This is a genomic window from Aquitalea pelogenes (assembly GCF_041914625.1).
GTDB classification, from domain to species: domain Bacteria; phylum Pseudomonadota; class Gammaproteobacteria; order Burkholderiales; family Chromobacteriaceae; genus Aquitalea; species Aquitalea pelogenes.
Map to the genome: position 1 here is coordinate 94,625 of NZ_JAYSDA010000005.1, position 25,292 is coordinate 119,916.

Consider the following 25,292-nt stretch of genomic DNA (forward strand, 5'->3'; position numbering starts at 1 on the left):
AGCCGAAGATAGTAGCAGAGCCGGGCAGGCAAGACCACCCCGGGGATTTCCCTGTTTTTACCGTGGCTTAGCGCGTTTTTGCACCTGCACAAAAGCCTTGACCATTATTTGAGGGATACGCTAAGGTCTTTCATCACAACGGGATGAAACACAAGTCAATTGCCAAGATTGACTGCAAGACAAGACAAAGAGGCACAAGATGCAGATATCGGGCGCGGAAATCCTGGTCCGTTGCCTGCAGGAAGAAGGGGTCGAATTTCTGTTCGGCTACCCCGGCGGCGCAGTTCTGGAAATTTATGATGCCATCTTCCGGCAGGACAAATTCAAGCACGTTCTGGTACGTCATGAGCAGGCTGCCGTGCACGCGGCTGATGCCTACTCGCGTTCCAGCGACAAGGTGGGCGTTGCACTGGTGACCTCCGGTCCGGGTGCCACCAATGCCGTTACCGGCATTGCCACGGCCTATATGGACTCCATTCCGATGGTGGTGATTTCCGGTCAGGTGGCCACTCCGGCCATTGGTCTGGACGCCTTCCAGGAAGTGGACATGGTGGGCATTACCCGTCCGTGCGTGAAGCACAACTTCCTGGTCAAGGACATCAACGACCTGGCAGCCACCATCAAGAAAGCCTTTTACATTGCCAAGAGCGGCCGTCCCGGCCCCGTGGTAGTGGATATTCCCAAGGATGTCACCCAGCAAAGTGCCGAATTCCACTACCCGGAAAACGTGCACATCCGTTCCTATGTGCCTGCCACCCGCGGCCATCCGGGACAGATCAAGAAGGCCATCAACCTTCTGCTGGAAGCCAAGCGTCCGTACATTTATGTCGGCGGCGGTGCCGTACAGGGCAATGCCGCGGCCGAAGTCACCGAGCTGGTGAAATCGCTGGGCCTGCCGTGTACCAACACCCTGATGGGCCTGGGTGCCTATCCGGGTTCCGATCCGCAATTCCTCGGCATGCTGGGCATGCACGGTACTTACGAAGCCAATATGGCGATGCAGTACTGTGACGTGCTGATTGCCATCGGTGCGCGCTTTGACGACCGCGTGATCAGTGTGCCCTCGCACTTCCTGTCGCAGCCGAAGAAGATCATCCACATCGATGTGGACCCGTCTTCCATTTCCAAGCGCGTAAAGGTGGATGTACCCATCGTGGGCGACGTCAAGCACGTGCTGCGTGAAATGCTGGACATCCTGCGTCAGTCCGGTCAGAAGCCGGATGCAGGCCATCTGGCTGGCTGGTGGAAGCAGATCGAAGAATGGCGTGGCCACAACTGTCTGCTGTACACCCCGTCCACCGAGCTGATCAAGCCGCAATACGTGGTGGAAAAACTGTACGAGATCACCGGCGGCAAGGCCATCATCGCCTCTGATGTGGGACAGCATCAGATGTGGGCAGCGCAGTATTACAAGTTCGACAATCCAAAGCAGTGGCTCAATTCCGGCGGCTTGGGTACCATGGGCTTCGGTTTGCCGGCAGCCATGGGCGCGCAACTGGCCAATCCGGATGCAACCGTCGCCTGTATCACCGGCGAGGGCTCCATCCAGATGAACATCCAGGAGCTGTCCACCTGCAAGCAATACCATACCCCGGTCAAGGTGGTGGCGCTGAACAACCGCTACCTGGGCATGGTGCGCCAGTGGCAGGAATTCTTCTACGGAACCCGGTACTCCGAGTCCTACATGGACGCGTTGCCGGACTTCGTGAAGGTAGCCGAGGCCTATGGCCACGTTGGCTTCAAGATTGAAAACCCGTCCGATGTGGAACCGGTGTTGCGCGAGGCGTTTGGCCCTGCGTTGAAGGAGCGCCTGGTATTCCTCGACTTCCGTACTGATCAGTCCGAGAACGTGTTCCCGATGATCCAGAACGGCAAGGGCCTGGACCAGATGGACTTGCCGCCGCACATGCGCGATGTCCAGCAGCTTCCTTTCGAGAACAACCGTGACTACGGCAATATGTGCTGAGGCGGACGGTATGAGACATATTCTTTCGATCTTGCTGGAAAACGAAGCGGGCGCACTGTCCCGCGTGGTGGGCCTGTTTTCGGCCCGGGCTTACAACATTGACTCTCTGACGGTGTCGACAACCGAGGACGCGACACTGTCACGGATGACGATCGTCACGCATGGTTCTGACGAAGTCATCGAGCAGATCACCAAGCAGCTCAACAAGCTGATCGAGGTGGTCAAGGTGATAGACCTCAATGAATCCGAGCACATCGAACGCGAGATGATGCTGATCAAGGTGCGCGCTACCGGCAAGGACCGGGAAGAAATGAAGCGCATGGCGGATATTTTCCGCGGTCGCATCATCGATGTTACGGAAAAGACATACACCATCGAGCTGACTGGTACGAGCGACAAGCTGGGGGCCTTTATCGAGGCCATTGACCGCGCAGTGATCCTGGAAACGGTCCGTACTGGCGCATCCGGCATTGGCCGTGGTGAACGGGTTCTGAAAATCTGATATATCTATACATCTGGCGGCGGGCCACAGCAGGTGGCCGCCCGGATAACAAGGGACGAAGCAAATGAAAGTGTATTACGACAAGGACGCGGATCTTTCCATCATCAAGGGTAAAAAAGTAGCCATCATCGGTTACGGCTCGCAAGGCCATGCCCACGCCCAGAACCTGAAAGAGTCTGGCGTTGATGTGATTGTTGGTCTGCGCAAGGACGGTGCGTCCTGGAAAAAGGCCGAAGCCGCTGGTCACAAGGTCAAGGAAGTGGCCGAAGCAGTGAAAAAGGCTGATGTCGTGATGATTCTGCTGCCGGACGAATCGCAGCCGGACGTATACCGCAACGAAATCGCCCCGAACATCAAGAAGGGCGCTGCCCTGGCATTCGCCCACGGCTTCAACGTGCATTACAACCAGATCGTTCCGCGTGAAGACCTGGACGTGATCATGGTAGCCCCGAAAGGCCCGGGCCACACCGTGCGTTCCGAGTACGTGAAGGGTGGCGGCGTGCCGACCCTGATCGCCGTGTACCAGGACAAGTCCGGCAAGGCCCGTGACGTGGCCCTGTCCTATGCTGCTGCCAACGGCGGCACCAAGGGTGGCGTGATCGAAACCAACTTCCGCGAAGAAACCGAAACCGACCTGTTCGGCGAACAGGCTGTATTGTGTGGCGGTGCGGTAGAACTGGTGAAAGCCGGTTTCGAAACCCTGACCGAAGCCGGTTACGCTCCGGAAATGGCTTACTTCGAATGCCTGCACGAACTGAAGCTGATCGTCGACCTGATGTACGAAGGCGGCATCGCCAACATGAACTACTCCATCTCCAATAACGCGGAGTATGGCGAGTACGTGACCGGCCCGGAAGTGGTGACCTCCGCCACCAAGGAAGCGATGAAGAAAGCCCTGTATCGCATCCAGTCCGGCGAATACGCCAAGATGTTCATCCTGGAAGGCAAGACCAACTATCCGAGCATGACTGCCCGTCGTCGCCTGACCGCCGATCACCCGATCGAGAAGGTTGGTGCCGAACTGCGCGCCATGATGCCCTGGATCTCCAAGAACAAACTGGTCGACCAGTCCAAGAACTGATTTCGAAGTCGGTCAGTGTGCAAAGCCGGGGCAACCCGGCTTTTTTCATTGTCACAGCCCTGCCGGGTATCGGTTCTGGCCCGGTTTTGCTGCTGACAGCGGCTTGGATTAAACTAGACGGTTCTGCGCCACGGCGCCCGATTTATCCAGATCGTCGACGCATTGACTACCGGCTTGTATTCCTGCCGGTTCAGCGCCGTATCGACTGTTTCGCTTACGGATAACTTCATGATGCATGACCCCGTTCCGGGCAAGCCTTCCCTGCGCCGTCAGGGTATTTACCTGCTGCCCAACTCCTTTACCCTGGCCGCGCTGTTTGCCGGTTTCTACGCCATCGTGCAGGCGATGAACCAGAACTTCCAGATTGCCGCCGTCGCCATTTTTGTCGCCATGATCCTGGACGGGATGGACGGCCGCGTTGCCCGGCTGACGCACAGCCAGAGTGCTTTTGGTGCCGAGTTCGACAGCCTGTCGGACATGGTGAGCTTTGGTGTGGCACCGGCACTGGTGGCCTATGAATGGCTGCTCAAGGACATGGGCAAGCTGGGCTGGATGGTGGCTTTCATCCATTGTGCCGGCGCAGCACTGCGGCTGGCGCGTTTCAATACCATGCTGGGCAGCACTGACAAACGCTGGTTTACCGGCCTGCCCAGCCCGGCTGCAGCGGCTCTGGTGGCTGGCCTGGTGTGGATCTGCCATGCCTATGACTACACCGGCCTGCCGGGTTTGAAGTGGGTTCTGCTGGGCTTTACCGCCTTTTCCGGCATTACCATGGTGACCAATGTGAAGTTCTGGAGCTTCAAGGAAATCCACCTGCGCCGCCGCGTACCGTTTGTGATGCTGCTGGCGCTGGTGGTGGCTTTGCTGCTGCTGATGTCCGAGCCGCCGCTGGTGCTGTTCGGCTTCTTTGTCTGCTATGCGCTGTCCGGCTATGTGATGGCGGCCTGGCGCTGGTGCAAGCCGAAGCCCGTGATGCTTTGAAGCTGCTGTTGGCTGTACAGATCACCCCGTTGGCGCCTGGCGCAACGGGGTTTTTTATTGCCCGGCGTGATGTAGGTATTGGACAGAATTGTCCAATTCTTGTCTGAATTGTTCTGATGGCTCAATCCGGACACTGACGGCTTTTGGTGTCTGCGGCAGCCAGTTTTTATGAAGTATTAGACTTAATGTCTAATATTTGCATATTTGACACAGGATTTTTGATTTTCCAGGCCATGTTGCACTGCGTGTTTGACGAAATATTGTCCAATCGATACATTGGTTAAAACTTTGCTGCAGGAGCACAACATGCAATTGGACATTGAACGACTGATCGAAGACCTGGGCGGCCCCGGTGCGGTGGCTGAAGGCCTGAGTCAGCTGTTTCCCGATGAGCCGGTCAGCCGTGCAGCAATCTACAAATGGAGAGAACGTGGCAGCCTGCCGCTGTCACAGTTGAACAAACTGGCACAACTAGCCGCCAGCCAGGGCAAGAGATTCGATTTCAACGATTACCTGAACGCCGCCGGGACAGCAGCACAGGGACAAGGGAGAGCATTCGACATGGGCGACCGTCTTTACATTTTTGATACCACCTTGCGTGATGGCGAGCAGTCGCCGGGCGCTTCCATGACCAAGGAAGAAAAGATCCGTATCGCCCGTCAGCTGGAACGTCTGGGTGTGGATGTGATCGAGGCCGGTTTTGCCGCTGCCAGCCCGGGTGATGCCGACGCCATCCGCGCCATTGCCGAGGTAATCAAGGATTCCACCGTCTGTAGCTTGGCCCGCGCCAACGAGCGCGATGTGCGTGCCGCCGGTGAAGCCATCAAGCCTGCTGCGCGTGGTCGCATCCACACGTTCATTGCCACCAGCCCCATCCACATGGAAAAGAAGCTGCGCATGAGCCCGGATGAAGTGGTGGCTGCAGCGGTAAAGGCAGTGCAGATAGCCCGTGAATATACCGACGATGTCGAATTTTCCGCCGAAGACGCCTTGCGTTCGGACATCGACTTCCTCGCCCGCATCTTTGGCGAAGTGATCAAGGCCGGTGCCACCACGCTGAACGTGCCGGATACCGTGGGCTACGCCGTGCCGCGTGCCACCGAGGCCTTCTTCCGCGAGCTGATCAGCAAGACGCCGGGTGGCGACAAGGTGATCTGGTCCGCCCATTGCCACAACGATCTGGGCATGGCGGTGGCCAACAGCCTGGCCGCAGTTCTGGGCGGTGCCCGTCAGGTGGAATGCACCATCAACGGTCTGGGCGAACGTGCCGGTAATGCCGCGCTGGAAGAAATCGTCATGGCTGTGCGTACCCGCAAGGATATCTTTGCCGTGGAAACCCGTGTTGACGCCACCCAGATCGTGCCGGCTTCCAAGCTGGTGTCCACCGTTACCGGCTATCCGGTGCAACCGAACAAGGCGATTGTCGGTGCCAACGCCTTTGCCCATGAATCCGGCATCCATCAGGATGGCGTGCTCAAGCATCGCGAAACCTACGAAATCATGTCCGCCGAAAGCGTGGGCTGGAGTGCCAACCGCCTGACGCTGGGCAAATTGTCCGGGCGCAATGCCTTCAAGACCAAGCTGACCGACCTTGGCATCGTGCTGGACAGCGAAGAGGCACTGAACGCCGCTTTCGCCCGCTTCAAGGACCTGGCCGACCGCAAGCGCGAAATTTTCGACGAAGACCTGCACGCGCTGGTGTCGGACGAAATGGTGTCCACCTTGCAGGAGGACTACAAGTTCGTGTCGCTGAAGATCAACACCGAAACCGGTGAAGCCCCGCAAGCTGCCATCGTGTTTGTCGAACACGGCGTGGAAAAGCGCTGTGAATCCAGCGGCTCCGGCCCGGTGGATGCCGCCTTCAAGGCCATCGAAAGCACGGTCAACAGCGCGGCCGAACTGGAACTGTACTCAGTGAACGCCATTACCAAGGGCACCGAATCGCAGGGCGAAGTCACCGTGCGTCTGGCCAAGGACGGCCGTGTGGTGAATGGCCAGGGTGCTGATACCGACGTGATTGTGGCCAGTGCCAAGGCTTATCTGTCCGCACTGAACAAGCTGAGCAACCGTCAGGAGCGTGTGAAGGCACAAGGCGACGTTTAAGAATCCGATTTTGTTTTCAGCCGGGCTAACTGCCACAGCCCGGGACTGGTCTGACGGATTTTCCCCATCCCGTTCCCGTCAGGCCGGACCCGCCCGGTGGCAGCCATCCGGCAACAGGTTTCAGTTCACCCTTTGATTGAAACCACAGGCTCACAAGGCCGCTTCCCATTCAGCCCCGGCTCACAAGGCCAGTGCGGCAGACAGCCGACCCAGGAGGTCGGCGTTGTCGCGCTGGCGGGCTGACACCCGTCTTACTCTCCCGGCTGTCCCGCGTTATCATCGCGCCTGCTTCATTCATGCAAGGCACCCACATCATGTCCCAGGGATTTTTCATTACCGGCACCGATACCGAAATCGGCAAGACCCATTCCGCCGTCGCGCTGATCCGTCATTGGCAGGCGCAGGGCCAGCGGGTGGTGGCGATGAAGCCGGTGGCTTCCGGTTGCGAGATTCTGCCCGACGGCAGCTGGCAGAATGACGACGTGACCCGGCTGGTGGCGGCAACCGGACAGCAGGATCTGGACCTGATGAACCCCTACCGCTTTTTGCCGCCGGTATCACCGCATATCGCCGCGCGCGAAGCCGGGGTGGAAATTTCACTGGACCGTATTGTCAGCCACTACCGGCAACTGGCGGGGCAGGCGGATACCGTGCTGGTGGAAGCCGCCGGTGGCTGGCTGGCCCCATTGGCCGATGGGGTGTACATGGAAGACATGGCACGGGCGCTGCAACTGCCGGTGATTCTGGTGGTGGGCATGCGGCTGGGCTGCATCAACCATGCCTTGCTCACGGTAAGGGCGATTCAGGCTTCCGGTTTGACGCTGGGTGGCTGGGTGGCCAACCGGGTGGTGCCGCAGCAACTGGCCTACGCCGACAATCTGGCTACTCTCAAGGCAGCCATTACCGCTCCGCTGCTGCTGGAACTTCCCTATGAGGGCACGCCGGTCACTGGCTGAGCGGACTGGTCAGCAGCGTGCTGCTCAAATCCTGGAACAGCATGCTGTCATCCGGCCCCAGCTTGTCCTGTAACAGGCTGACATCCCGTCCCAGATTGCGAAGTCGCCAGGCAACTTCCTGGCAAACCAGCATGATTTCCAGTTGCAGATCGTCTTCCTGCGCCAGTGGGTGGCCGCCCTGCATGCCGGTGCTGAACAGCGAGCGCTGAATGCCATCAAACTGACTCAGGCAGCGCTGCAGTACCGCGGCACCGCTGCTGCCCAGTTTTTCTTCCTGCAAATTCAGCAGCAAATGCGTGATTTCGCCGATGTGCTTGAGCAAGTCATGCAGCATGGCCGTGGCATTGCCTGCTTTGTCGCCAGCGAGCGTGGGCTGCTGTTGCCGTAGCAGACGGCTGAGCAAGGACACCGACGGGCGATGAAATTCCCCCGGGATGATGCGTAGCGCGATATCCAGCCGCTGGTGGGCATGGGTTTGATGCAGCAGCATCTGGGTGGCCATGTCCGCCACGGCAATGATCTGGCCGGTCACACCCAATTGTTTTTCCTTCTCCCGGCGCGGGTAGCCACTGCCATCCAGCCGCTCGTGGTGCTGCAAGATGGCCAGGGCGATGGCTTCCAGCTGCGCATGCTGGCCCAGCTGCAACATCTGGCGATAGCCGATCAAGGGATGCGTCAGGCGCACCCGCCATTGGCTGTCGTCGGTGGTTTTGCTCTGGCGTGGTGTCTGATAAAGCTCCCCGATGTCATGAAACAGGGCTGCCAGCGCAATTTGCTCCAGCAGGGCGCTGGATTGACCTGTACGCATTGCTAGTCCCAGGCTGATCAGGCAGCACAGCAGGCTGTGCCCCAGTTGCTGTTTTTCTTCCAGCATGGCCAACAGCACCAGCAGCGCGTGATTGAGCGGCAAGTCTTCCAGTACGGCAAGGCAGGCATGGCGATGTGCCGGCTTTTCCAGCAGTGTCTGTAACAGCCAGTGTTGTTCCAGTAGCTGGCGAAAGCGCTCGTGCAACACGTGATGGGCAGCGAACTGCGGCAAGGCCAGGCTGGCTTCCAGCGGAGTGCGCAACGGGTGCTGCGGCAGGGCTTGAACGTGTTTTTCCTGCAAGGTCATGCCGCTGCGCAGCAGGATGCTGCCGTCCTGTGCTGCCAGGGTGTGTTCCACCACAATCGGCTGACGGGCCATCAAGCCGGTCAGGGAGGCAAGAAAATGCGGGTTGGCGCTGAACTGATCACGACTGGCATTGGGCATGATGGATGTCTGCGATGTGGGCTGACAGGTTTTAGCAGTAAATGATGCGGACTAATCATCATTATTTGCCATCGTAACCCAATTACAAGTTCATGCATTTTGAATTTACATCACTGCCGCAGTGCGACATGAAAGATTCTTGTTTTTATTTTCATCTGACCTAGCATTGCAAACAGCTGTTGAATTTTGTTGTCAGTGTTTGAACAGGCCGCCAGCCATCCTGCGGCCGGAAAAGGGGGACGCATGTCCTGCCTTCGCCTCTGCGGCATCAGCGCCATATGGTTTGCCCTCCACAGCACCGCCGTGCAAGGGGAAACTGTGGCTTTCAATCTGCAGCCCCCCGCCACTTCTCTGGCCAGACTGGAATACGACCTGCACAGCATGCTGCTGTGGGTGACCGGGCTTATCTTCCTGCTGGTGTCGGGCGTGATGCTGTTTGCCATCGTGCGACACCGCAAATCACGCGCTTACCGCGCCAGAACCTTTCACGAAAACACCACGGTGGAAATCATCTGGACAGTGATTCCATTGCTGATCCTGCTGGCCATTGCCTGGCCGGCCACCCGTGCCGTGCTCAGCCAGAAAAGCACGCATGGCGAGGACATGACCATCCGCATCACCGGCTATCAGTGGAAATGGCGTTACGACTATCTGGATGACAACTTCGGTTTTGTCAGCCATTTGTCCACCCCGCGCACCGCCACGGCGGCCGGTGCTGCTCGGCCGGAACATTATCTGCTGGAGGTGGACGAGCCATTGGTGCTGCCTACCGGGCGCAAGGTAAGGCTGCTGCTGACTGCCAACGATGTCATCCATTCCTGGTGGGTGCCGCAGCTGGGGGTGAAGCAGGATGCGATTCCCGGCTTTCTGCGTGATGCCTGGTTCATGGTGGACAAGCCCGGCATTTATCGCGGGCAGTGTTCCGAGCTGTGCGGCAAGGACCACGGTTTCATGCCCATCGTGGTGGATGCGCGCAGCCCGGAGGACTATGCGCGCTGGCGCGATGCCAGGCTGAAACAGGCGGCGGCTGCGGCGGATGATCCGGCCAGGGTATGGACGCTGGCGGCGTTGCGCCAGCGGGGCGAAACGGTGTACGGCCAGAACTGCCTGCCTTGTCATCAGGCCAGCGGCAAGGGCATTCCCGGTAATTTCCCGGCGCTGGACGGCTCGCCGGTGGTCAATGGCGACAAGGCCGCGCATCTGCACATCGTGTTTTATGGCAGCCAGCGCAATCCGGCCATGCAGGCCTGGGGCAAGCAGTTGTCGGATACCGATATCGCTGCCGTCATCACTTACGAGCGCAATGCCTGGGGCAATCATAGCGGGCAGGTGATACAGCCTGCGGAAATCCACGCGCTGCGCGGCAGTAGCGGTTAGGAGGCGGTCATGGATCCGGCAGGCAATACGGCGCATGGCATGGTACCGGCACACAAGCCGCAAGGGCTGGCGCGCTGGCTGTTTGCCACCAATCACAAGGACATCGGCTCCATGTACCTGTGGTTTGCCTTCTGCATGTTTCTGGTGGGCGGTGTGCTGGCGCTGTGCATCCGTGCCGAGCTGTTCAGTCCCGGCCTGCAATTCTTCCAGCCGGAGCTGTTCAACCAGCTGACTACCCTGCACGGGCTGATCATGGTGTTCGGCGCCATCATGCCGGCCTTCACCGGGCTGGCCAACTGGATGCTGCCCTTGATGATAGGCGCACCTGACATGGCCTTTGCCCGCATGAACAACTGGAGCTTCTGGCTGCTGCCACCCGCCATGATCCTGCTGCTGCTGTCCTTCATCGTGCCCGGCGGCGCGGCAGCAGCGGGCTGGACGCTCTATGCGCCGCTGTCGGTACAGCTGGGCATGGGCATGGATCTCACCATTTTTGCCATTCACATCCTGGGCATCAGTTCCATCATGGGGGCCATCAACATCGTGGTCACCATCATCAATCTGCGTGCGCCGGGCATGCGCATGATGAACATGCCGATGTTTGCCTGGGCCAGCCTGATTACCGCCTATCTCATCATCGCGGTGATGCCGGTGCTGGCCGGTGCCGTCACCATGGTGCTGACCGATCGTCACTTCGGCAGCCACTTCTTCAATGCTGCCGGTGGTGGCGACCCCATCCTGTACCAGCACGTGTTCTGGTTTTTCGGTCATCCGGAGGTGTACATCATGGCCTTGCCGGCCTTTGGCATTGTCAGCCAGGTGATACCCACCTTCGCGCGCAAGCCCTTGTTTGGCTACAGCTCCATGGTGTATGCCACCAGCTCCATCGGCGTGCTGTCTTTCATGGTGTGGGCACACCACATGTTTGTCACCGGCATGCCCGCCACGGCGCAGCTGTTCTTCATGTACGCCACCATGCTGATTGCCGTGCCCACTGGGGTGAAGGTGTTCAACTGGATTGCCACCATGTGGCAAGGCAGCATGAGTTTTGAAACGCCGATGCTGTTTGCCATCGGCTTCATCCTGTTGTTCACCATCGGCGGCCTGTCCGGGGTGACGCTGAGTGTGGCGGCGGTGGATGTCCAGCTGCATGGCAGCTATTACGTGGTGGCACATTTTCACTATGTGCTGGTGGCCGGGGCGCTGTTCAGCCTGTTTTCCGCCGTGTATTACTGGTTTCCCAAGATGACCGGGCGCATGTATGTGGAGCGTCTGGGCCAGCTGCATTTCTGGTGGTCCTTGCTGTGGTTCAACGTCACCTTCTTTCCCATGCACTTTCTTGGTCTGGCCGGCATGCCGCGCCGCATTCCGGATTACGCGCTGCAATTTACCGATTTCAACCGCATTGCCAGTATTGGCGCCTTCATGTTTGGCCTGGGCCAGCTGATATTCCTGCTGAACATCCTGTACTCGCTGCGCCATGGCAAAACCGCGCCGCAACAGCCATGGGAAGGGGCCAACACCCTGGAATGGCAAATACCCACGCCCGCGCCTTACCACAGCTTCAACCCGCCGCCACAGCTGGAAACCGCTGAAAACGGCGTGGTGCTGAGCATGCGGGAAGGCGGGCAGGGCTAGCGGGAGCCGGGCATGGACAGGGTGCGGATGGCCAATGCGGTATTGCTGCGCAAGCTGCTGCTGGCGGTGCTGCTGATGTTCGGCTTTGCCTGGTTGCTGGTGCCCTTGTACCGGGTGCTGTGCGAGGTGAGCGGCCTGAACCGCGTGGTGGCTGCCGATGCCTTGCCGGATGCCACCACCAGCCAGCCGCCAGTCCGCCCGGTGACTCTGCAGCTGGACGCCATGGTGCAGCCCGGCCTGCCCTGGCAGGTGCGGCCGCTGCAATCCCGGCTGCAAGTGCAAACCGGCCAGCTCATCCAGTTGCAGTACGAAATGCGCAATAACAGCGGACAAAGCGTGGTGGGGCAGGCCATTCCGCGCTATCTGCCGGCCGAAGCGGCGGCTTATGTGAAGAAGCTGGAATGCTTCTGTTTTCGCCAGCAAGCCTTCCGGCCGGGCGAGGTAAGGCGTTTCCCGGTGGTGTTGCTGATCGACCGGCAACTGCCCGCCGCTATCGACAGCATCACGCTGGCCTACAGCGTGTTTGATGTACCGGGGCAGGGGCGTGCGCCATGAGCGGCTGGCGCGGCGTGCTGGCCGTGTTGTCGGCTTTTTGCGGTATCCGCCCGCGCAAGGCGGTACAGCAGGACAGCCAGTTGCGACCGTGGCAGCTGATCATCACCGCGCTGTTGCTGGTACTGATGCTGATTGGCTTGCTGCTGGCGCTGGCGCGCTGGATAGGTGCTTGAGGAGAGGGCAATGGAGCATCCCGAACAACCGCTGGCCGGGCCGTATTTCGTGCCGGCCCCGTCGCGCTGGCCGGCGCTGGGCGCGCTGGCATTGTTTTGTCTCGGGCTGGGTGCGGCGCTGGCCGTCAATGCCATGGCGTGGGGTGGCGGGTTGTTGCTGCTCGGCGCGCTATGCCTGTTGCGGATGCTGGTCGGCTGGTTTGGTGACGTGATAGGCGAAAACCAGCAAGGCTGTTACCGGCAGCAGGAGGACCTGTCGTTTCGCTGGGGCATGGGCTGGTTCATTTTTTCCGAAGTCATGCTGTTTGCCGCGTGTTTTGGCGTGCTGTTCTGGCTGCGGCTGGTGGCGCTGCCCACGCTGGGCGGCCTGGATTACAAATGGCTGTATCCGGATTTTTCCCCCAGCTGGCCCTTGCAGACCGCACCGCAGGCCACGCAAGCTTACCGGGCGATGGAGGCCTGGGGCCTGCCCGCGTTCAATACCCTGATTCTGCTGACATCGGGTGCCACGCTGACCTGGGCGCACTGGGGCCTGCTGCAAGGGAGGCGGCAGCAGTTACAAGCCGGTTTGCTTTGTACTTTCAGCCTGGGTGGCTTGTTCCTGTTGTTGCAGGCCTTCGAATACCACCACGCCTGGACGGCCTGGCGGCTTACCTTGTCGGCCGGGGCCTACGGCATGACCTTCTATCTGCTCACCGGCCTGCATGGCCTGCATGTGCTGCTGGGCAGCCTGATCTTGCTGGTGGTATGGCGGCGGGTACGACGTGGACATTTTGACCGCCAGCACCATTTCGCCTTCGAAGCGGCGGCCTGGTACTGGCATTTTGTCGATGTGGTGTGGCTGTTGCTGTTTGTGCTGGTGTATTGCCTATGAGCCGGACTCAACCCGCCTGCTGCGGCCGCCACCAGCCAAACAGTGCGCCCAGCAGCAAGAGCATGAACAGGCCGATGGACAGGCCGACCCGCAAGGTCAGCGAGCGGATCAGCCGTTGCGACCCCGATTCCGCCTTCAGCAGGCCGGACAGCCCCCAGAACAGCGCCAGCACAATACAAGCCAGCAAGAACACGATGATGATTTTCATGGCGGAATCCCCCGGTACTGCCCGGACAGCGAATACATGTATTCAGTCTAGTGGCAAAAATCGCGGTCGTGGGTTTCTGTTGTTATGCGTGTTGTTACCTTTTGTACTGGCGCTGTGGCAATGGCAGCGCGGCATGGACAAATTGGCGCTGGAACAGGCACTGGCCACGCGGCAGGCAGCGCCGCCGGCCCGCATTCTGCCATCGACCGGGATGGGAGATCTGGCGCGCTACCGGTTGCAGGGCGTCCGTGTTGCCGGGCTGCCCATCCTGCTGGCCAACAGTCTCTTGGAGGGCATGCCGGGCCAGCGTGTGCTGCAGCCCATCAGGCTGGCTGATGGCAGCCTGATTCTGGCCGATCTTGGCTGGCGTGCAGCTAACAGCCCCTTGCCGGATCTGACCTTGCCGGCGCAGTTGCCCGGCCAATGGTGGCCCTGGCATGGGCGCTGGACTTTGCCGGGTGCCCGGCTGGGTACGGCAGGTGAAGTCGATGCGGTGGACATGGCTGGCCTGATAAGTCGCTATCCGGGTCACTGGCATGCCGGTGTCTTCATCGCCCAGCCGCCCTTGTCCGGCCTGCAGCCATGGCCGTTACTGCCACCGCTATCTGCCCAACGCCATTTCGCCTATGCCGTGCAGTGGCTGTTGCTGGGGCTTTGCCTGCTGTGGCGCTGGCGGCGGAGTGGGGCATGACAGCGCGTCGCGTCCTGTTGCTGATGCTGCTGTTATGCCTGCTGCCCCCGCTGGCCGCATGGTTCAGTTATCACTGGTGGCAGCCTGAGGCAGGCAAAAGCTATGGCCGCTTGCTGCCCTTGCAAGCCTTGGCAATTGCCGGGCATGCCGCCTGGCCGCAGGGAAGGTGGGTACTGGTGACGCAGCAGGGTGCAGGTGCTTGTGAACAGGCTTGCCAGCAGCGTTTGCATGCCATGCGGCAGATTCATCTGGCGCTGGGCGAGGCGGCCCAGCGCTTGCGTCGGGTGGTGTTGTATCAGCCACCGGCCAGTCCGGCGCAGGGTAATGGCCTGCTGGCCCTGCCCGGAGACATAGCCGGAGCGCAGGAGCCCGGCTTTTACCTGATCGACCCGCAAGGACGGCAACTGCTGTTTTATGCCGACACGCTCAGCCCGCCCGCCATCATCCGCGAGCTGGCCATGCTGTTGCGGGTGAATAACGGACTGGGGTGAGCCTGGCCCGGCAGCATCTTGCCGACGGCAGGACAATAAGGAGACTGCAATGCGAAAGCTGCTCTGGCTGGCGGTGGTGCTGGCCTGCATCCTGTTGCCGCTGGGGGCTTATGTCCGCTTGTCGCAGGCGGGGCTGGGCTGCCCGGACTGGCCCGGCTGCTTCGGCCAGCTCTCCCCGGCACAGGCGGCGCAGGACATTGCCCATGCCATGCGCTTGCAGGCGGACGGCCCGGTGAGCACGGACAAGGCGTGGAAGGAAATGGCGCATCGCTATCTGGCCGGCGGGCTGGGCCTGTTGCTGCTGGCGTATTGCTGGCAGGCCTGGCGCACCCGTCAGCAGCGGCTTGCGGCCAGCGGACTGTTGGTCTTGCTGTTGCTGCAGGCGATGCTGGGCATGTTGACCGTGACCCTGCAATTGCGCCCACTGATTGTCGCCAGCCATCTGTTGCTGGGCATGTGCCTGTTTGCCTTGCTGTGCAGCACGGCCAGCGCGCGCTACTGGCCGTCACAGGCGGTGGCACCGTCTCACTGGCGGCTGGCGGCCTTGCTGCTGCTGGTGCTGGCCGGGCAAATCGCCCTCGGCGGCTGGATGGCGGCCAATCAGGCCGCGCTGGCCTGCCAGGGGTTTCCACGCTGCAACGGTGACTGGTGGCCCGCCATGCAGTTGTCGGCAGCCTGGCCGGGCTGGCAGGGTGCGGGTCCGGACCGTGCCGCGCTGCCCCTGGCTGCGCTGGTGGCGGTGCACTGGTTGCATCGCGTGGGCGCTGCGTTGTTGTCTGGCCTGCTGCTGCTGACGCTATGGCGTTTGTGGTCTTACCCGTCCTTGCGTCGTCAGCTGTGCCTGCTCGGTTTGCTGGCTGGTTTGCAGCTATTGCTGGGCATGACCAATGTCCTGTTGCAACGCCCGCTGCCCATTGCGCTGGCCCACCATGTGCTGGCGATGTTGCTGCTGGCTACGGGGTGGACCTTGCTGTGCCGCCTGCACGCCCGCGCCGCACGGCACGTGTCTGCCATGGTGCAACAGGCAGGCCGTCGGCCATCCGCCTGGCTGGGGAAGGGCATTGGTCCGCATCCGCACTGAATGGCGCTAGCATGCAGCAGTCGCCAGCCCTGGCATTGCTGTGGCGAGTTTCTTGCTGTACCGGTGCTTCGCCAGTATCCTGACAGGCTGTTACATGGCCGGGCCTGCCGCCCTGCCGACTCAATTCCATCTGTCTGCTAGTGGTTACCTGATGCGTTTTCTGTTGCGATTTTTCATGCTTGCCAGCCTGCTGCTGGCCATGGCTGCCTGCGCCCCCAAGGCGGAAGTGAAGCTGGACCTCAAGGGTACCGACATGAGTGGCACCCAGCTGGGTGGCGACTTCAGTCTGACCGATCATCAAGGCAAGCCGCGCAAGCTGTCCGACTATGCCGGCAAGGTGGTTGCCTTGTTCTTTGGCTATACCCATTGCCCCGATGTCTGCCCCACCACCATGCTGGAATATGCAACGGTGATGAAAAAGCTGGGCGCGGATGCCGACAAGGTGCAGGTGCTGTTTGTCACGGTTGACCCGGAGCGTGATACCGGTGCGGTGCTGGCGGGCTATGTGCCGCACTTTGATCCGCGCTTTGTCGGCCTGAGCGGCACGCCGGCGCAGATCGACGCCGTCAAGTCGGCTTACAAGGTAGTGGCGCAAAAGGTGGCCGGAGCCGATGGCTCTTATACCGTGGATCACAGCGCCGGCTCCTATCTGTTCGACAAGAGCGGCAAATTGCGTGTTTATGAGGCCTACGGAACGCCGGCAGACAGCCTGACCCATGATATTCGTCAGCTGTTACGCTAGAATTCAGCCAATGATTCAACTTTAAATCGCGGAAAGAAGCATCCATCGTGAGCCAAGACAATACCGCCGGCATGCCGCATGGCGACCACGCCCAACCCGATCTGTCCAGGTACACACTGGCCACGCCGGTTGAGGTGGTCCACCATCTGGCGTCCATTGCCAAGTCGGGTCATATGGTCACGGTGTTTTCCAACAAGGGCAAAACCTTCATCCTCACCCGCTTTCTGGAGGTGGATGCCAAGCGTGGCGTGCTGCTGCTGGACTGGGGCGCTGACCCGGTCACCAACGATCAGCTGCTGGCCAGCGAGCGCAATGTCTTTGTCTGCTCGCCCGAGGGGGTGAAAACCCAGTTTGTCACCACGGCGGCCCGCAAGGTGATGCTCGAAAGCGGCCCGGCCTTCGAGGTGGACCTGCCGGAGCAGGTGATCAAGCTGCAGCGCCGCGAATTTTTCCGCATCCAGACGCCGGTGAGCAATCCGGTCAGCTGCCATATTGCCGATTACCCCAACCGCCCACTCGACCTGGTGCTGTTCGACATCAGCCTGGGGGGATGCAGCCTGTGGTTGCCGGCGGCGCAAACGCCGGGTTTCGAGCTGGGGCAGCAATATCTGGATTGCAGTTTTGAACTTAGGCCGATTGGCAGCCTGCGGGCTGGCATCGAAGTGCGACACCACCTGACCACCCGTTTGCGTAACGGCAACGACGCAGTGCGTGTCGGCTGTGCTTTCCTGAAAATGACTCCGTCGTCGGAAACGCTGGTGCAGCGTTATGTCGGCCATCTGGAACGCGAACGCCGCGCGCTGGTTGGCTGATGGTCATCCCATTTTTCATTTCTATTGTCTGTTTATCATCATGACCCTGACCATTGCCCTGTCCAAGGGGCGCATCTTTGAAGAAACCCTGCCCCTGCTGGCCGCTGCCGGTATTGTTCCGGCGGAAGATCCGGAATCCTCGCGCAAGCTCATCATCGGCACCAATCATGCCGATGTGCGGCTGGTGATTGTAAGAGCGTCGGACGTCCCCACCTATGTCCAGTACGGCGCAGCCGATCTGGGCATTGCCGGTCGCGACGTGCTGATCGAACACGGCGGTGACGGACTGTACCAGCCGCTGGACCTGAACATTGCCAAGTGCAAGATGATGGTGGCGGTGGAAAACGGCTTTGACTACCAGAATGCCGTGCGCCAGGGCGCACGCCTGAAAGTGGCCACCAAATACCCGAAAATCGCCCGTGAACACTTTGCCGCCAAGGGTGTGCATGTGGACATCATCAAGCTGTACGGCTCGATGGAACTGGCTCCGCTGGTAGGACTGGCGGATGCCATCGTTGACTTGGTATCCACTGGCGGTACGCTGCGCGCCAACAATCTGGTGGCGGTGGAACACATCATCGACATCAGCTCGCGCATGGTGGTGAACCAGGCCGCGCTCAAGCTCAAATACGACCGCATCCAGCCGGTGCTGGATGCCTTTGCCTCTGCCGTGCCGGCATAAGGCAGAAACGGAATCCCATGCTGAAACTGTCTTCGACCCAAGCTGATTTCCAGCAGCAACTGCAAGCACTGCTGGCCTTTGAAACCGCGCAGGACCCGGCAGTGGACAGCGCCGTGGCCGCCATCTGTGATGACGTCAAGGCGCGTGGTGACGCAGCGGTACTGGAATACACCAACCGCTTCGACCGCATGCAGGCCGCTTCCATGGCCGAGCTCACCCTGTCGCGCGAACAACTGGAAGCTGCCTGGCAGCGTCTGCCCGCCGAAGTGCAACAGGCCCTGAGCGCCGCTGCCGAACGCGTACGCCGCTACCACGAGAAACAGCTGGCCCATTCCTGGAGCTACGAGGACGAAGACGGCACCCTGCTGGGCCAGCAAGTCACCGCACTGGACCGCGTGGGCATCTACGTGCCCGGTGGCAAGGCGGCGTATCCCAGCTCGGTACTGATGAACGCGATGCCGGCCAAGGTGGCCGGTGTGGGCGAAATCATCATGGTGGTGCCTACCCCGCAAGGCGAGCGCAACGACCTGGTGCTGGCTGCTGCCTTCATCGCCGGTGTGGACAAGGTATTCACCTGTGGCGGTGCCCAGGCCGTGGCCGCGCTGGCCTATGGCACGGAAACCATCCCGCAGGTGGACAAGATTACCGGGCCGGGCAATGCCTATGTGGCCGCTGCCAAACGCCGCGTGTTCGGCGTGGTGGGCATCGACATGGTGGCCGGCCCGTCCGAAATCCTGGTGATCTGCGATGGCAACACCCCGGCCGACTGGATTGCCATGGACCTGTTCAGCCAGGCCGAGCACGACGAAATCGCCCAGGCCATCCTGCTGTGCCCGTCGGCGGAATACATTGCCGAAGTGGAAGCCAGCATTGCAAAGCTGCTGCCCACCATGCCGCGCCGCGCCATCATCGAAGCCAGCCTGGGCAACCGTGGCGCGCTGATCCAGGTGCGCGACCTGGCCGAAGCCTGCGAGATTGCCAATTACATCGCGCCGGAACATCTGGAGCTGTCGGTGGCTGACCCGGATGCCAGCCTGCCGCTGCTGCGTCATGCCGGTGCCATCTTCATGGGTCGTTTCACCTCGGAAAGCCTGGGCGACTACTGTGCAGGCCCCAACCACGTGCTGCCCACCAGCCGCACCGCACGCTTTGCCAGCCCGCTGGGCGTGTACGACTTCCAGAAACGCTCCAGCCTGATTCGCGTGTCTGCCGCCGGCGCGCAGAAACTGGGCAAGATCGCCAGCGTGCTGGCGCATGGCGAAGGCCTCACCGCTCACGCCCGTGCTGCCGAGCTGCGGCTGGAATCCTGAGAAAATCCTTCAGCTGAAGACAGGGCCGGCGCGATACCGGCCCTGTTTTTTTGTGTGCGGTGAAAATGTCGTCAAATGTCGGTTTCCCGTGCCATCATGCGGGCTGGCCACGGCGCGCAACTAGCCCAAAACAGCCGAACACGGTAGGATAGCCAGCCTGTGCGTTGTTCCGGCAGCGCCCCTTGCATACCTGAAACAGCTACACCTGAAACAGCCGGTCGCTTGTGATGACAACTGATCCGGCTCCACCATCATGACATTGACTGCCAAGCAACTGGTCCGTCCGGAAATTGCCGGAATCAAGGCCTACCACGTGGCTGATGCCAGCGGCCTCATCAAGCTGGACGCCATGGAAAACCCCTACGCACTGCCATCTGCACTGCGCACCGAACTGGGGCAATGCCTGGCCGACGTCGCCATCAACCGTTATCCCGATCCGCATGGCGGCGGGCTGAAGGACGAACTGAAGGCAGCGTTTGACATACCGGCAGCCGCCAGTTTGCTGCTGGGCAATGGTTCGGACGAAATCATCACCCTGATCGCCCAGGCACTGGCGCGCCCCGGTGCGGTGATGCTGGCGCTGGAGCCGTCCTTCGTCATGTACCGCATGAATGCGCTGTTCTCCGGCCTGCAGTATGTCGGGGTGCCGCTCAATGCCGATTTCAGCCTGGATCTGCCGGCCCTGCTGGCGGCCATTGCCACCCATCAGCCGGCGATGGTGTTCCTGTCCTATCCCAATAATCCCACCGGCCCGCAATTTTCCCGCGAGCAGGTACTGGCTGTGCTGGATGCCGCACCGGGACTGGTGGTGGTGGATGAGGCCTACCAGGCCTTTGCCAGCGACAGCCTGATGGATCTGGCCGGTAGCCGCCCCAATCTGCTGGTGATGCGCACCCTGTCCAAGCTGGGCCTGGCCGGTTTGCGCCTGGGCTATGCCGCAGGCTGTGCCGAATGGATAGACGAGCTGGACAAGGTACGCCCGCCCTACAACATCAATGTGCTGACCCAGGCGGCAGCCCGCTTTGCGCTGCGCCATCTGGCTGTGTTCATGCAGCAGGCACAGACCCTGCGCGACGAACGCCAGCGCCTGTTGCAGGCCTTGCGCCAGTTCAGCGCGTTGACTGCATTTGATTCACAGGCCAATTTTGTCACCATCCGCGTGCCGGATGCCGCAGAACTGTTTGCCTTCCTGAAGAAAAATGGCATCCTGATCAAGAACTTGCATGGCAGCCACCCGCTGCTCGACAACTGTCTGCGCCTCACCGTGGGCAGTCCGGATGAAAACACGGCCGTGCTTGCTGCACTGGCCGGCTACTTTGCCTGAAATCATGAGAACAGCCTCCGTTACCCGCAATACCCTGGAAACCCAGATCACCGTCACCCTGAACCTGGATGGTACTGGCCGCAGCCATTTCGATACCGGCGTGCCCTTTCTCGACCACATGATGGACCAGATTGCCCGTCACGGCCTGATCGACCTGGACATCGTGGCCAAGGGCGATTTGCACATTGATGCCCACCACACGGTGGAAGACATCGGCATCACGCTGGGCCAGGCCTTTGCCAAGGCCATTGGCGACAAGAAGGGCATCCGCCGTTACGGCCATGCCTACGTGCCGCTGGACGAAGCGCTCAGCCGCGTGGTGATCGACCTCTCCGGCCGTCCCGGTCTGGTGTACAACGTGGAATACACCCGCGCCAGCATCGGCCAGTTCGATGTCGACCTGTTCTCCGAGTTTTTCCATGGCTTCGTCAACCACAGCATGGTGACCCTGCATATCGACAATCTGCGCGGGGTAAACAGCCACCATCAGGCCGAAACCATCTTCAAGGCCTTTGGCCGCGCGCTGCGCATGGCCTGTGAAGTGGACGAACGCATGGGCGGTGCCACGCCGTCCACCAAGGGCACGCTGACGGCCTGAGCCGCAGCCCACCTTCATCCGAACAGTTAGGGGCATGATGAAAGTCGCAGTAATCGACTATGGCATGGGCAATCTGCACTCGGTGCTCAAGTCCATCCAGGCAGTCAACGACCAGGGCGCGGACATTTTCCTCAGCCGCGACCCGGAAGCCATCGTCAAGGCAGACAAGGTAGTGTTTCCCGGCCAGGGTGCCATGCCGGACTGCATGCGCGAGCTCAACAGCTACGGCCTGGCCGAGGCAGTACGTGAAACCACGCAAACCAAGCCGTTTTTTGGCATTTGCGTGGGTGCACAGTTGCTTTTCCAGCACAGTGAAGAAGGCGATACGCCCGGACTTGGCCTGTTTCCGGGCAATGTGGTCCGTTTTTCGGCTAACCTGACGGACGCCGCTGGCGAGCGCCTCAAGGTGCCGCACATGGGCTGGAACCGTGTTTACCAGACAACATCCCATCCGCTGTTTGCCGGGATAGAAGATGGCGAGCGTTTCTATTTTGTCCACAGCTACCATTTCGCCCCGGCCGATGCAGCGCTGACGCTGGCGGAAAGTGAGTACCCGGACAGATTTTCCTGTATCGTCGGGCGTGGCAATATCTTTGCGACGCAGTTTCATACCGAAAAGAGCCACCGTGCCGGTCTTCAGATGATGAAGAACTTCCTGGCATGGGACGGCAGTGTTTAACTTACGTTGATCTAGCACCATGCTGCTTATACCCGCTATCGACCTCAAAGATGGTCAATGCGTACGCCTGAAACAGGGCGTCATGGACGATGCCACCGTCTTTTCCGATGACCCGGTCCAGGTGGCCGCTCACTGGCGAGACCAGGGCGCACGACGCCTGCATCTGGTGGACCTGAACGGTGCCTTTGCCGGCAAACCCAAGAACCTGAATGTCATCCGCTCCATCCTGCAGGAAGTGGGCGACGACATGCCGGTGCAACTGGGTGGCGGCATCCGCGACCTGGACACCATCGAAAAATACCTCGACATGGGCCTGTCCTACGTCATCATCGGTACCGCCGCGGTGAAAACCCCCGGCTTCCTGCATGATGCCTGCGATGCCTTCCCCGGTCAGGTGATTGTCGGTCTGGATGCCAAGGATGGCATGGTGGCCATTGATGGCTGGGCCAAGATCACCAATCACAATGTGATCGACCTGGCCAAGCGCTTCCAGGATTACGGCGTCAATTCGGTGATCTACACCGACATCGGCCGTGACGGCATGATGAACGGCGTCAATATCGAAGCCACCGTCAAGCTGGCCCAGGCACTGACCATTCCGGTGATTGCCTCCGGCGGCCTGACCAACCTCGACGACGTACGCAATCTGTGCGCCGTGGAAGACGAGGGCATCGAAGGTGCCATCACCGGCCGTGCCATCTACGAAGGCAGCATCGACTTTGCTGCTGCGCAGACGCTGGCTGACGAATTGTCCGAGGCCTGATCCGGCTTTAACCCCCGGTTTGGCAAGGCTGTTGCCAAACCGGATCTCGCCTTCTGCCAAGAAGGCGAGGCACCCTTCCCAATCGGGGAAGGGCGGGGGGATGGGAATCGACAGGAAGGCTGTGGAATCAGCTACTGCGGTGGAGCAGCCCGGCTTGGCCGGGGCCGGTAACATCGGATCAAATTACTTTGTCAACAGCCTGTGGCCGAAGACGCTTCGGCCAAATTTTTTTGTGTTGCGAACATGACTCTGGCCAAACGCATTATCCCCTGCCTGGACGTGACTGCCGGTCGCGTCGTCAAGGGCGTCAACTTTGTCGGCCTGCGCGATGCCGGCGACCCGGTGGAAATCGCCCGGCGCTACAACGAGCAAGGTGCCGACGAGCTTACCTTTCTGGACATTACCGCCAGCTCTGACGACCGCGACCTGATCCTGCATGTGATCGAATCGGTGGCCGAACAGGTGTTCATCCCGCTGACCGTGGGTGGTGGCGTGCGCAAGGTGGAAGACATCCGTCGTCTGCTCAACGCCGGTGCCGACAAGGTCAGCATCAATACCGCTGCGGTGACCAACCCGGAACTGGTGCGCGAAGCCGCCGCCAAGTTTGGCAGCCAGTGCATCGTGGTGGCAGTGGACGCCAAGGCCGTCACCCCGGAAAACGACCGCTGGGAAGTGTTTACCCATGGCGGGCGCAACCGTACCGGCATCGACGCCGTGGAATGGGCGCAAAAGATGCAGGAATACGGTGCCGGTGAAATCCTGCTCACCAGCATGGACCGCGACGGCACCAAGATCGGCTTCAACCTGCCGCTGACCCGTGCCGTGTCCGAAGGCGTCGGCATTCCGGTGATTGCCTCCGGTGGCGTGGGCAATCTGCAGCATCTGGTGGATGGCGTGAAGCTGGGCAAGGCCGATGCCGTGCTGGCTGCCAGCATCTTCCACTTCAGCGAATACACGGTGCGCGAGGCCAAGGAAGCCATGCGTGACGCAGGCATCGAGGTGCGGCTATGAGCAACTGGCTGGACGAAGTGAAGTGGGACGCCCAGGGCCTGGTGACCGCCATTGCCCAGGACAGTGCTACCGGCCGCGTGCTGATGGTGGCCTGGATGAACCGCGAAAGCCTGCAACTGACGGCCGATACCGGCATTGCCCACTACTGGAGCCGCTCGCGCCAGAAGCTGTGGAAAAAGGGTGAGGAATCCGGCCATCTGCAAACCGTGGACGAGCTGCGGCTGGACTGCGACGGCGACGTCATCGTGATGCAGATCCGCCAGGCCGGTGGCATTGCCTGCCATACCGGTCGCGAAAGCTGCTTCTACCGCCGTTTTGAAAACGGTGGCTGGACCATCGTGGATGCGGTACTCAAAGACCCGGACGCCATTTACCAGCACAAGCATTGAGTTGCGCCGTGTCAAACGGCTGCCATCCGCAGCCGTTACAATGACAAGCCGCCTCCGGGCGCTAACGGCCGATGCGTGAATCGGCCTATACTTGCCGAATTCCCAGTATGCAAAGGTGAAGCATCATGACCTTCGATGTGCTCAAGACTGTAGCCGACACCCTGGAAGCCCGCCGCGAGGCGAGCCCCCAGTCCTCCTATGTGGCCTCCCTGTTTCACAAGGGTGAAGACGCCATTCTGAAAAAAGTGGCAGAAGAGGCGGCAGAAACCATCATGGCCTCCAAGGACAAGGACAAGCTGCATCTGGTGCGTGAAGTAGCCGACCTGTGGTTCCACTCCATGGTGCTGCTGGCTTATCATGGCCTGCGTCCGGAAGACGTGCTGATGGAGCTGCATCGTCGTGAAGGCATTTCCGGCATCGACGAAAAAGCCTCCCGTCCCTCCTGAACCGCTGACAGGACCATGCTATGAGTGACTGCATTTTCTGCAAGATTGCCGCAGGGGAGATTCCCTGCAACAAGGTATACGAAGACGACGAAGTGCTGGCTTTCCATGACATCCGTCCGCTGGCTCCGGTTCATTTCCTGATCATTCCCAAGCTGCACGTGGCCTCGCTGGCCGAGTGCGGCCCGGAACACGAAGCCCTGCTGGGCCGCATCATGGGCCTGGTGCCGCGTCTGGCTGCCGAGCAGGGCCTGGCGGCCGGCTTCAAGACCGGCATCAATACCGGTCATGGTGGCGGCCAGGAAGTGTTCCACCTGCATGTGCATGTATTCGGCCACAAGGGCTGATGGTGTAAACGGCGTACCCGGCCAAGGGTGCGCCTGATCATTTTGAAAGGAAGTTGCAATGGGTTCTTTCAGTATCTGGCACTGGCTGATTGTGCTGTTGATCGTGGTGCTGGTGTTTGGCACCAAAAAACTGAAAAACGTGGGTGAAGACCTGGGCGGCGCCGTGCGTGGCTTCAAGGAAGGCATGAAGGGCGAGAACGAAAAGGCTGACAAGCCTGCCGAAACCGGCCGCATCATCGACAACGAATCCGACAAGAAATAAA

The 25,292-nt window shown here is 60.4% G+C and carries 29 protein-coding genes; 27 read left to right on the top strand and 2 right to left on the bottom strand.

Annotation, left to right across the window (positions count from 1 at the left end):
• Positions 1-199: 199 nt before the first annotated feature.
• The 6 genes from ilvB (at position 200) to bioD (ending at position 7,589) form a co-directional block, all read left to right on the top strand.
• Positions 200-1,966 (top strand): biosynthetic-type acetolactate synthase large subunit, encoded by a 1,767-nt coding sequence (gene ilvB, locus ACE3SE_RS05955; protein WP_045845779.1) that lies wholly within the window; start codon positions 200-202, stop codon positions 1,964-1,966.
• Positions 1,967-1,976: 10 nt separating this feature from the next.
• Positions 1,977-2,468 (top strand): acetolactate synthase small subunit, encoded by a 492-nt coding sequence (gene ilvN / locus ACE3SE_RS05960; RefSeq protein ID WP_045845778.1) that lies wholly within the window; start codon positions 1,977-1,979, stop codon positions 2,466-2,468.
• A gap of 64 nt (positions 2,469-2,532) precedes the next feature.
• Positions 2,533-3,549 carry a ketol-acid reductoisomerase gene (ilvC, locus tag ACE3SE_RS05965; protein ID WP_045845777.1) on the top strand — a complete coding sequence of 339 codons (1,017 nt, stop codon included), beginning with the start codon at positions 2,533-2,535 and terminating at the stop codon, positions 3,547-3,549.
• 231 nt (positions 3,550-3,780) lie between these two features.
• On the top strand, positions 3,781-4,530 hold the full coding sequence (gene pssA / locus ACE3SE_RS05970; RefSeq protein ID WP_374554283.1) for a CDP-diacylglycerol--serine O-phosphatidyltransferase: 750 nt from the start codon (positions 3,781-3,783) through the stop codon (positions 4,528-4,530).
• A 306-nt stretch (positions 4,531-4,836) separates the two neighbouring features.
• On the top strand, positions 4,837-6,633 hold the full coding sequence (locus tag ACE3SE_RS05975; protein ID WP_131357201.1) for a 2-isopropylmalate synthase: 1,797 nt from the start codon (positions 4,837-4,839) through the stop codon (positions 6,631-6,633).
• Between the two features lie 314 nt (positions 6,634-6,947).
• Positions 6,948-7,589: a dethiobiotin synthase gene (gene bioD / locus ACE3SE_RS05980; protein ID WP_374554223.1), complete on the top strand. Its 642-nt coding sequence runs from the start codon at positions 6,948-6,950 to the stop codon at positions 7,587-7,589.
• Here the strand turns inward: bioD and ACE3SE_RS05985 are convergent.
• A complete protein-coding gene (locus ACE3SE_RS05985; protein ID WP_374554224.1) occupies positions 7,579-8,841 on the bottom strand; it encodes an HD-GYP domain-containing protein in 1,263 nt (420 codons plus the stop codon). The two genes, bioD and ACE3SE_RS05985, sit on opposite strands and share 11 nt — an antisense overlap.
• A gap of 243 nt (positions 8,842-9,084) precedes the next feature.
• Between ACE3SE_RS05985 and coxB the strand changes: the two genes are divergently transcribed.
• From coxB to ACE3SE_RS06010, 5 genes are read left to right on the top strand one after another with little or no spacing between them, the layout of a single operon-like run.
• Complete coding sequence (gene coxB, locus ACE3SE_RS05990; protein ID WP_374554225.1) at positions 9,085-10,218, top strand: cytochrome c oxidase subunit II; 1,134 nt, start codon at positions 9,085-9,087, stop codon at positions 10,216-10,218.
• A gap of 9 nt (positions 10,219-10,227) precedes the next feature.
• On the top strand, positions 10,228-11,856 hold the full coding sequence (gene ctaD, locus ACE3SE_RS05995; RefSeq protein ID WP_374554226.1) for a cytochrome c oxidase subunit I: 1,629 nt from the start codon (positions 10,228-10,230) through the stop codon (positions 11,854-11,856).
• A 12-nt stretch (positions 11,857-11,868) separates the two neighbouring features.
• On the top strand, positions 11,869-12,411 hold the full coding sequence (locus tag ACE3SE_RS06000; protein WP_374554227.1) for a cytochrome c oxidase assembly protein: 543 nt from the start codon (positions 11,869-11,871) through the stop codon (positions 12,409-12,411).
• Positions 12,408-12,584: a DUF2970 domain-containing protein gene (locus ACE3SE_RS06005; protein WP_082086336.1), complete on the top strand. Its 177-nt coding sequence runs from the start codon at positions 12,408-12,410 to the stop codon at positions 12,582-12,584. The genes ACE3SE_RS06000 and ACE3SE_RS06005 overlap by 4 nt, the downstream gene beginning before the upstream one ends.
• 10 nt (positions 12,585-12,594) lie before the next feature.
• Positions 12,595-13,458 (top strand): cytochrome c oxidase subunit 3, encoded by an 864-nt coding sequence (locus tag ACE3SE_RS06010; RefSeq protein ID WP_045845772.1) that lies wholly within the window; start codon positions 12,595-12,597, stop codon positions 13,456-13,458.
• A 7-nt stretch (positions 13,459-13,465) separates the two neighbouring features.
• On the opposite strand, the gene ACE3SE_RS06015 is transcribed toward ACE3SE_RS06010, so the two are convergent.
• Positions 13,466-13,666, bottom strand: a complete 201-nt coding sequence (locus tag ACE3SE_RS06015) for a DUF2909 domain-containing protein (protein ID WP_045845771.1) — start codon at positions 13,664-13,666, stop codon at positions 13,466-13,468.
• A gap of 88 nt (positions 13,667-13,754) precedes the next feature.
• Between ACE3SE_RS06015 and ACE3SE_RS06020 the strand changes: the two genes are divergently transcribed.
• The 16 genes from ACE3SE_RS06020 (at position 13,755) to tatA (ending at position 25,291) form a co-directional block, all read left to right on the top strand.
• A complete protein-coding gene (locus ACE3SE_RS06020) occupies positions 13,755-14,357 on the top strand; it encodes an SURF1 family cytochrome oxidase biogenesis protein (protein WP_374554228.1) in 603 nt (200 codons plus the stop codon).
• A complete protein-coding gene (locus tag ACE3SE_RS06025; protein WP_374554229.1) occupies positions 14,354-14,848 on the top strand; it encodes a hypothetical protein in 495 nt (164 codons plus the stop codon). Before ACE3SE_RS06020 ends, ACE3SE_RS06025 begins: the two co-directional genes overlap by 4 nt.
• A 49-nt stretch (positions 14,849-14,897) precedes the next feature.
• Positions 14,898-15,929 carry a COX15/CtaA family protein gene (locus tag ACE3SE_RS06030; protein WP_374554230.1) on the top strand — a complete coding sequence of 344 codons (1,032 nt, stop codon included), beginning with the start codon at positions 14,898-14,900 and terminating at the stop codon, positions 15,927-15,929.
• Between the two features lie 151 nt (positions 15,930-16,080).
• Entirely contained in the window at positions 16,081-16,671 is a 591-nt protein-coding gene (locus ACE3SE_RS06035; protein WP_242673596.1) for an SCO family protein, read from the top strand.
• Between the two features lie 47 nt (positions 16,672-16,718).
• Positions 16,719-17,483: a flagellar brake protein gene (locus ACE3SE_RS06040; protein WP_374554231.1), complete on the top strand. Its 765-nt coding sequence runs from the start codon at positions 16,719-16,721 to the stop codon at positions 17,481-17,483.
• A gap of 40 nt (positions 17,484-17,523) precedes the next feature.
• Complete coding sequence (gene hisG / locus ACE3SE_RS06045) at positions 17,524-18,165, top strand: ATP phosphoribosyltransferase (protein WP_045845855.1); 642 nt, start codon at positions 17,524-17,526, stop codon at positions 18,163-18,165.
• A gap of 17 nt (positions 18,166-18,182) precedes the next feature.
• Entirely contained in the window at positions 18,183-19,475 is a 1,293-nt protein-coding gene (hisD, locus tag ACE3SE_RS06050) for a histidinol dehydrogenase (RefSeq protein WP_131357230.1), read from the top strand.
• A 253-nt stretch (positions 19,476-19,728) separates the two neighbouring features.
• Positions 19,729-20,799: a histidinol-phosphate transaminase gene (hisC, locus tag ACE3SE_RS06055; RefSeq protein WP_374554232.1), complete on the top strand. Its 1,071-nt coding sequence runs from the start codon at positions 19,729-19,731 to the stop codon at positions 20,797-20,799.
• Positions 20,800-20,803: 4 nt separating this feature from the next.
• Positions 20,804-21,397 carry an imidazoleglycerol-phosphate dehydratase HisB gene (hisB, locus tag ACE3SE_RS06060; RefSeq protein ID WP_045845854.1) on the top strand — a complete coding sequence of 198 codons (594 nt, stop codon included), beginning with the start codon at positions 20,804-20,806 and terminating at the stop codon, positions 21,395-21,397.
• Positions 21,398-21,434: 37 nt separating this feature from the next.
• Complete coding sequence (gene hisH, locus ACE3SE_RS06065; RefSeq protein ID WP_045845853.1) at positions 21,435-22,076, top strand: imidazole glycerol phosphate synthase subunit HisH; 642 nt, start codon at positions 21,435-21,437, stop codon at positions 22,074-22,076.
• Positions 22,077-22,095: 19 nt separating this feature from the next.
• Positions 22,096-22,839: a 1-(5-phosphoribosyl)-5-[(5-phosphoribosylamino)methylideneamino]imidazole-4-carboxamide isomerase gene (gene hisA / locus ACE3SE_RS06070; protein WP_045845766.1), complete on the top strand. Its 744-nt coding sequence runs from the start codon at positions 22,096-22,098 to the stop codon at positions 22,837-22,839.
• A 243-nt stretch (positions 22,840-23,082) separates the two neighbouring features.
• Entirely contained in the window at positions 23,083-23,850 is a 768-nt protein-coding gene (hisF, locus tag ACE3SE_RS06075; protein ID WP_045845852.1) for an imidazole glycerol phosphate synthase subunit HisF, read from the top strand.
• A complete protein-coding gene (hisI, locus tag ACE3SE_RS06080) occupies positions 23,847-24,239 on the top strand; it encodes a phosphoribosyl-AMP cyclohydrolase (protein WP_045845765.1) in 393 nt (130 codons plus the stop codon). Before hisF ends, hisI begins: the two co-directional genes overlap by 4 nt.
• A gap of 125 nt (positions 24,240-24,364) precedes the next feature.
• The gene (locus ACE3SE_RS06085; protein WP_082086335.1) at positions 24,365-24,685 is read left to right on the top strand and encodes a phosphoribosyl-ATP diphosphatase; all 321 of its coding nucleotides are present in this window, start codon (positions 24,365-24,367) and stop codon (positions 24,683-24,685) included.
• 20 nt (positions 24,686-24,705) lie between these two features.
• Positions 24,706-25,029: a histidine triad nucleotide-binding protein gene (locus ACE3SE_RS06090; protein ID WP_045845763.1), complete on the top strand. Its 324-nt coding sequence runs from the start codon at positions 24,706-24,708 to the stop codon at positions 25,027-25,029.
• A gap of 58 nt (positions 25,030-25,087) precedes the next feature.
• Positions 25,088-25,291 (top strand): Sec-independent protein translocase subunit TatA, encoded by a 204-nt coding sequence (gene tatA, locus ACE3SE_RS06095; protein ID WP_045845762.1) that lies wholly within the window; start codon positions 25,088-25,090, stop codon positions 25,289-25,291.
• The last annotated feature ends 1 nt before the right edge of the window (position 25,292 follow it).

What these genes read in the sequence shown, in the direction of transcription:
- ACE3SE_RS05985 (WP_374554224.1), bottom strand. Translation starts at nt 8,841, where the DNA reads ATGCCCAATGCCAGTCGTGATCAGTTCAGCGCCAACCCGCATTTTCTT.
- tatA (WP_045845762.1), top strand. Translation starts at nt 25,088, where the DNA reads ATGGGTTCTTTCAGTATCTGGCACTGGCTGATTGTGCTGTTGATCGTG.
- hisB (WP_045845854.1), top strand. Translation starts at nt 20,804, where the DNA reads ATGAGAACAGCCTCCGTTACCCGCAATACCCTGGAAACCCAGATCACC.
- hisA (WP_045845766.1), top strand. Translation starts at nt 22,096, where the DNA reads ATGCTGCTTATACCCGCTATCGACCTCAAAGATGGTCAATGCGTACGC.
- pssA (WP_374554283.1), top strand. Translation starts at nt 3,781, where the DNA reads ATGCATGACCCCGTTCCGGGCAAGCCTTCCCTGCGCCGTCAGGGTATT.
- ACE3SE_RS06010 (WP_045845772.1), top strand. Translation starts at nt 12,595, where the DNA reads ATGGAGCATCCCGAACAACCGCTGGCCGGGCCGTATTTCGTGCCGGCC.
- ACE3SE_RS05975 (WP_131357201.1), top strand. Translation starts at nt 4,837, where the DNA reads ATGCAATTGGACATTGAACGACTGATCGAAGACCTGGGCGGCCCCGGT.
- ilvB (WP_045845779.1), top strand. Translation starts at nt 200, where the DNA reads ATGCAGATATCGGGCGCGGAAATCCTGGTCCGTTGCCTGCAGGAAGAA.
- hisF (WP_045845852.1), top strand. Translation starts at nt 23,083, where the DNA reads ATGACTCTGGCCAAACGCATTATCCCCTGCCTGGACGTGACTGCCGGT.
- bioD (WP_374554223.1), top strand. Translation starts at nt 6,948, where the DNA reads ATGTCCCAGGGATTTTTCATTACCGGCACCGATACCGAAATCGGCAAG.
- hisH (WP_045845853.1), top strand. Translation starts at nt 21,435, where the DNA reads ATGAAAGTCGCAGTAATCGACTATGGCATGGGCAATCTGCACTCGGTG.
- ACE3SE_RS06030 (WP_374554230.1), top strand. Translation starts at nt 14,898, where the DNA reads ATGCGAAAGCTGCTCTGGCTGGCGGTGGTGCTGGCCTGCATCCTGTTG.
- ctaD (WP_374554226.1), top strand. Translation starts at nt 10,228, where the DNA reads ATGGATCCGGCAGGCAATACGGCGCATGGCATGGTACCGGCACACAAG.
- hisD (WP_131357230.1), top strand. Translation starts at nt 18,183, where the DNA reads ATGCTGAAACTGTCTTCGACCCAAGCTGATTTCCAGCAGCAACTGCAA.
- ilvC (WP_045845777.1), top strand. Translation starts at nt 2,533, where the DNA reads ATGAAAGTGTATTACGACAAGGACGCGGATCTTTCCATCATCAAGGGT.
- ACE3SE_RS06025 (WP_374554229.1), top strand. Translation starts at nt 14,354, where the DNA reads ATGACAGCGCGTCGCGTCCTGTTGCTGATGCTGCTGTTATGCCTGCTG.
- hisC (WP_374554232.1), top strand. Translation starts at nt 19,729, where the DNA reads ATGACATTGACTGCCAAGCAACTGGTCCGTCCGGAAATTGCCGGAATC.
- ACE3SE_RS06035 (WP_242673596.1), top strand. Translation starts at nt 16,081, where the DNA reads ATGCGTTTTCTGTTGCGATTTTTCATGCTTGCCAGCCTGCTGCTGGCC.
- ACE3SE_RS06090 (WP_045845763.1), top strand. Translation starts at nt 24,706, where the DNA reads ATGAGTGACTGCATTTTCTGCAAGATTGCCGCAGGGGAGATTCCCTGC.
- hisG (WP_045845855.1), top strand. Translation starts at nt 17,524, where the DNA reads ATGACCCTGACCATTGCCCTGTCCAAGGGGCGCATCTTTGAAGAAACC.
- ACE3SE_RS06085 (WP_082086335.1), top strand. Translation starts at nt 24,365, where the DNA reads ATGACCTTCGATGTGCTCAAGACTGTAGCCGACACCCTGGAAGCCCGC.
- ACE3SE_RS06000 (WP_374554227.1), top strand. Translation starts at nt 11,869, where the DNA reads ATGGACAGGGTGCGGATGGCCAATGCGGTATTGCTGCGCAAGCTGCTG.
- ACE3SE_RS06005 (WP_082086336.1), top strand. Translation starts at nt 12,408, where the DNA reads ATGAGCGGCTGGCGCGGCGTGCTGGCCGTGTTGTCGGCTTTTTGCGGT.
- hisI (WP_045845765.1), top strand. Translation starts at nt 23,847, where the DNA reads ATGAGCAACTGGCTGGACGAAGTGAAGTGGGACGCCCAGGGCCTGGTG.
- ACE3SE_RS06015 (WP_045845771.1), bottom strand. Translation starts at nt 13,666, where the DNA reads ATGAAAATCATCATCGTGTTCTTGCTGGCTTGTATTGTGCTGGCGCTG.
- ilvN (WP_045845778.1), top strand. Translation starts at nt 1,977, where the DNA reads ATGAGACATATTCTTTCGATCTTGCTGGAAAACGAAGCGGGCGCACTG.
- coxB (WP_374554225.1), top strand. Translation starts at nt 9,085, where the DNA reads ATGTCCTGCCTTCGCCTCTGCGGCATCAGCGCCATATGGTTTGCCCTC.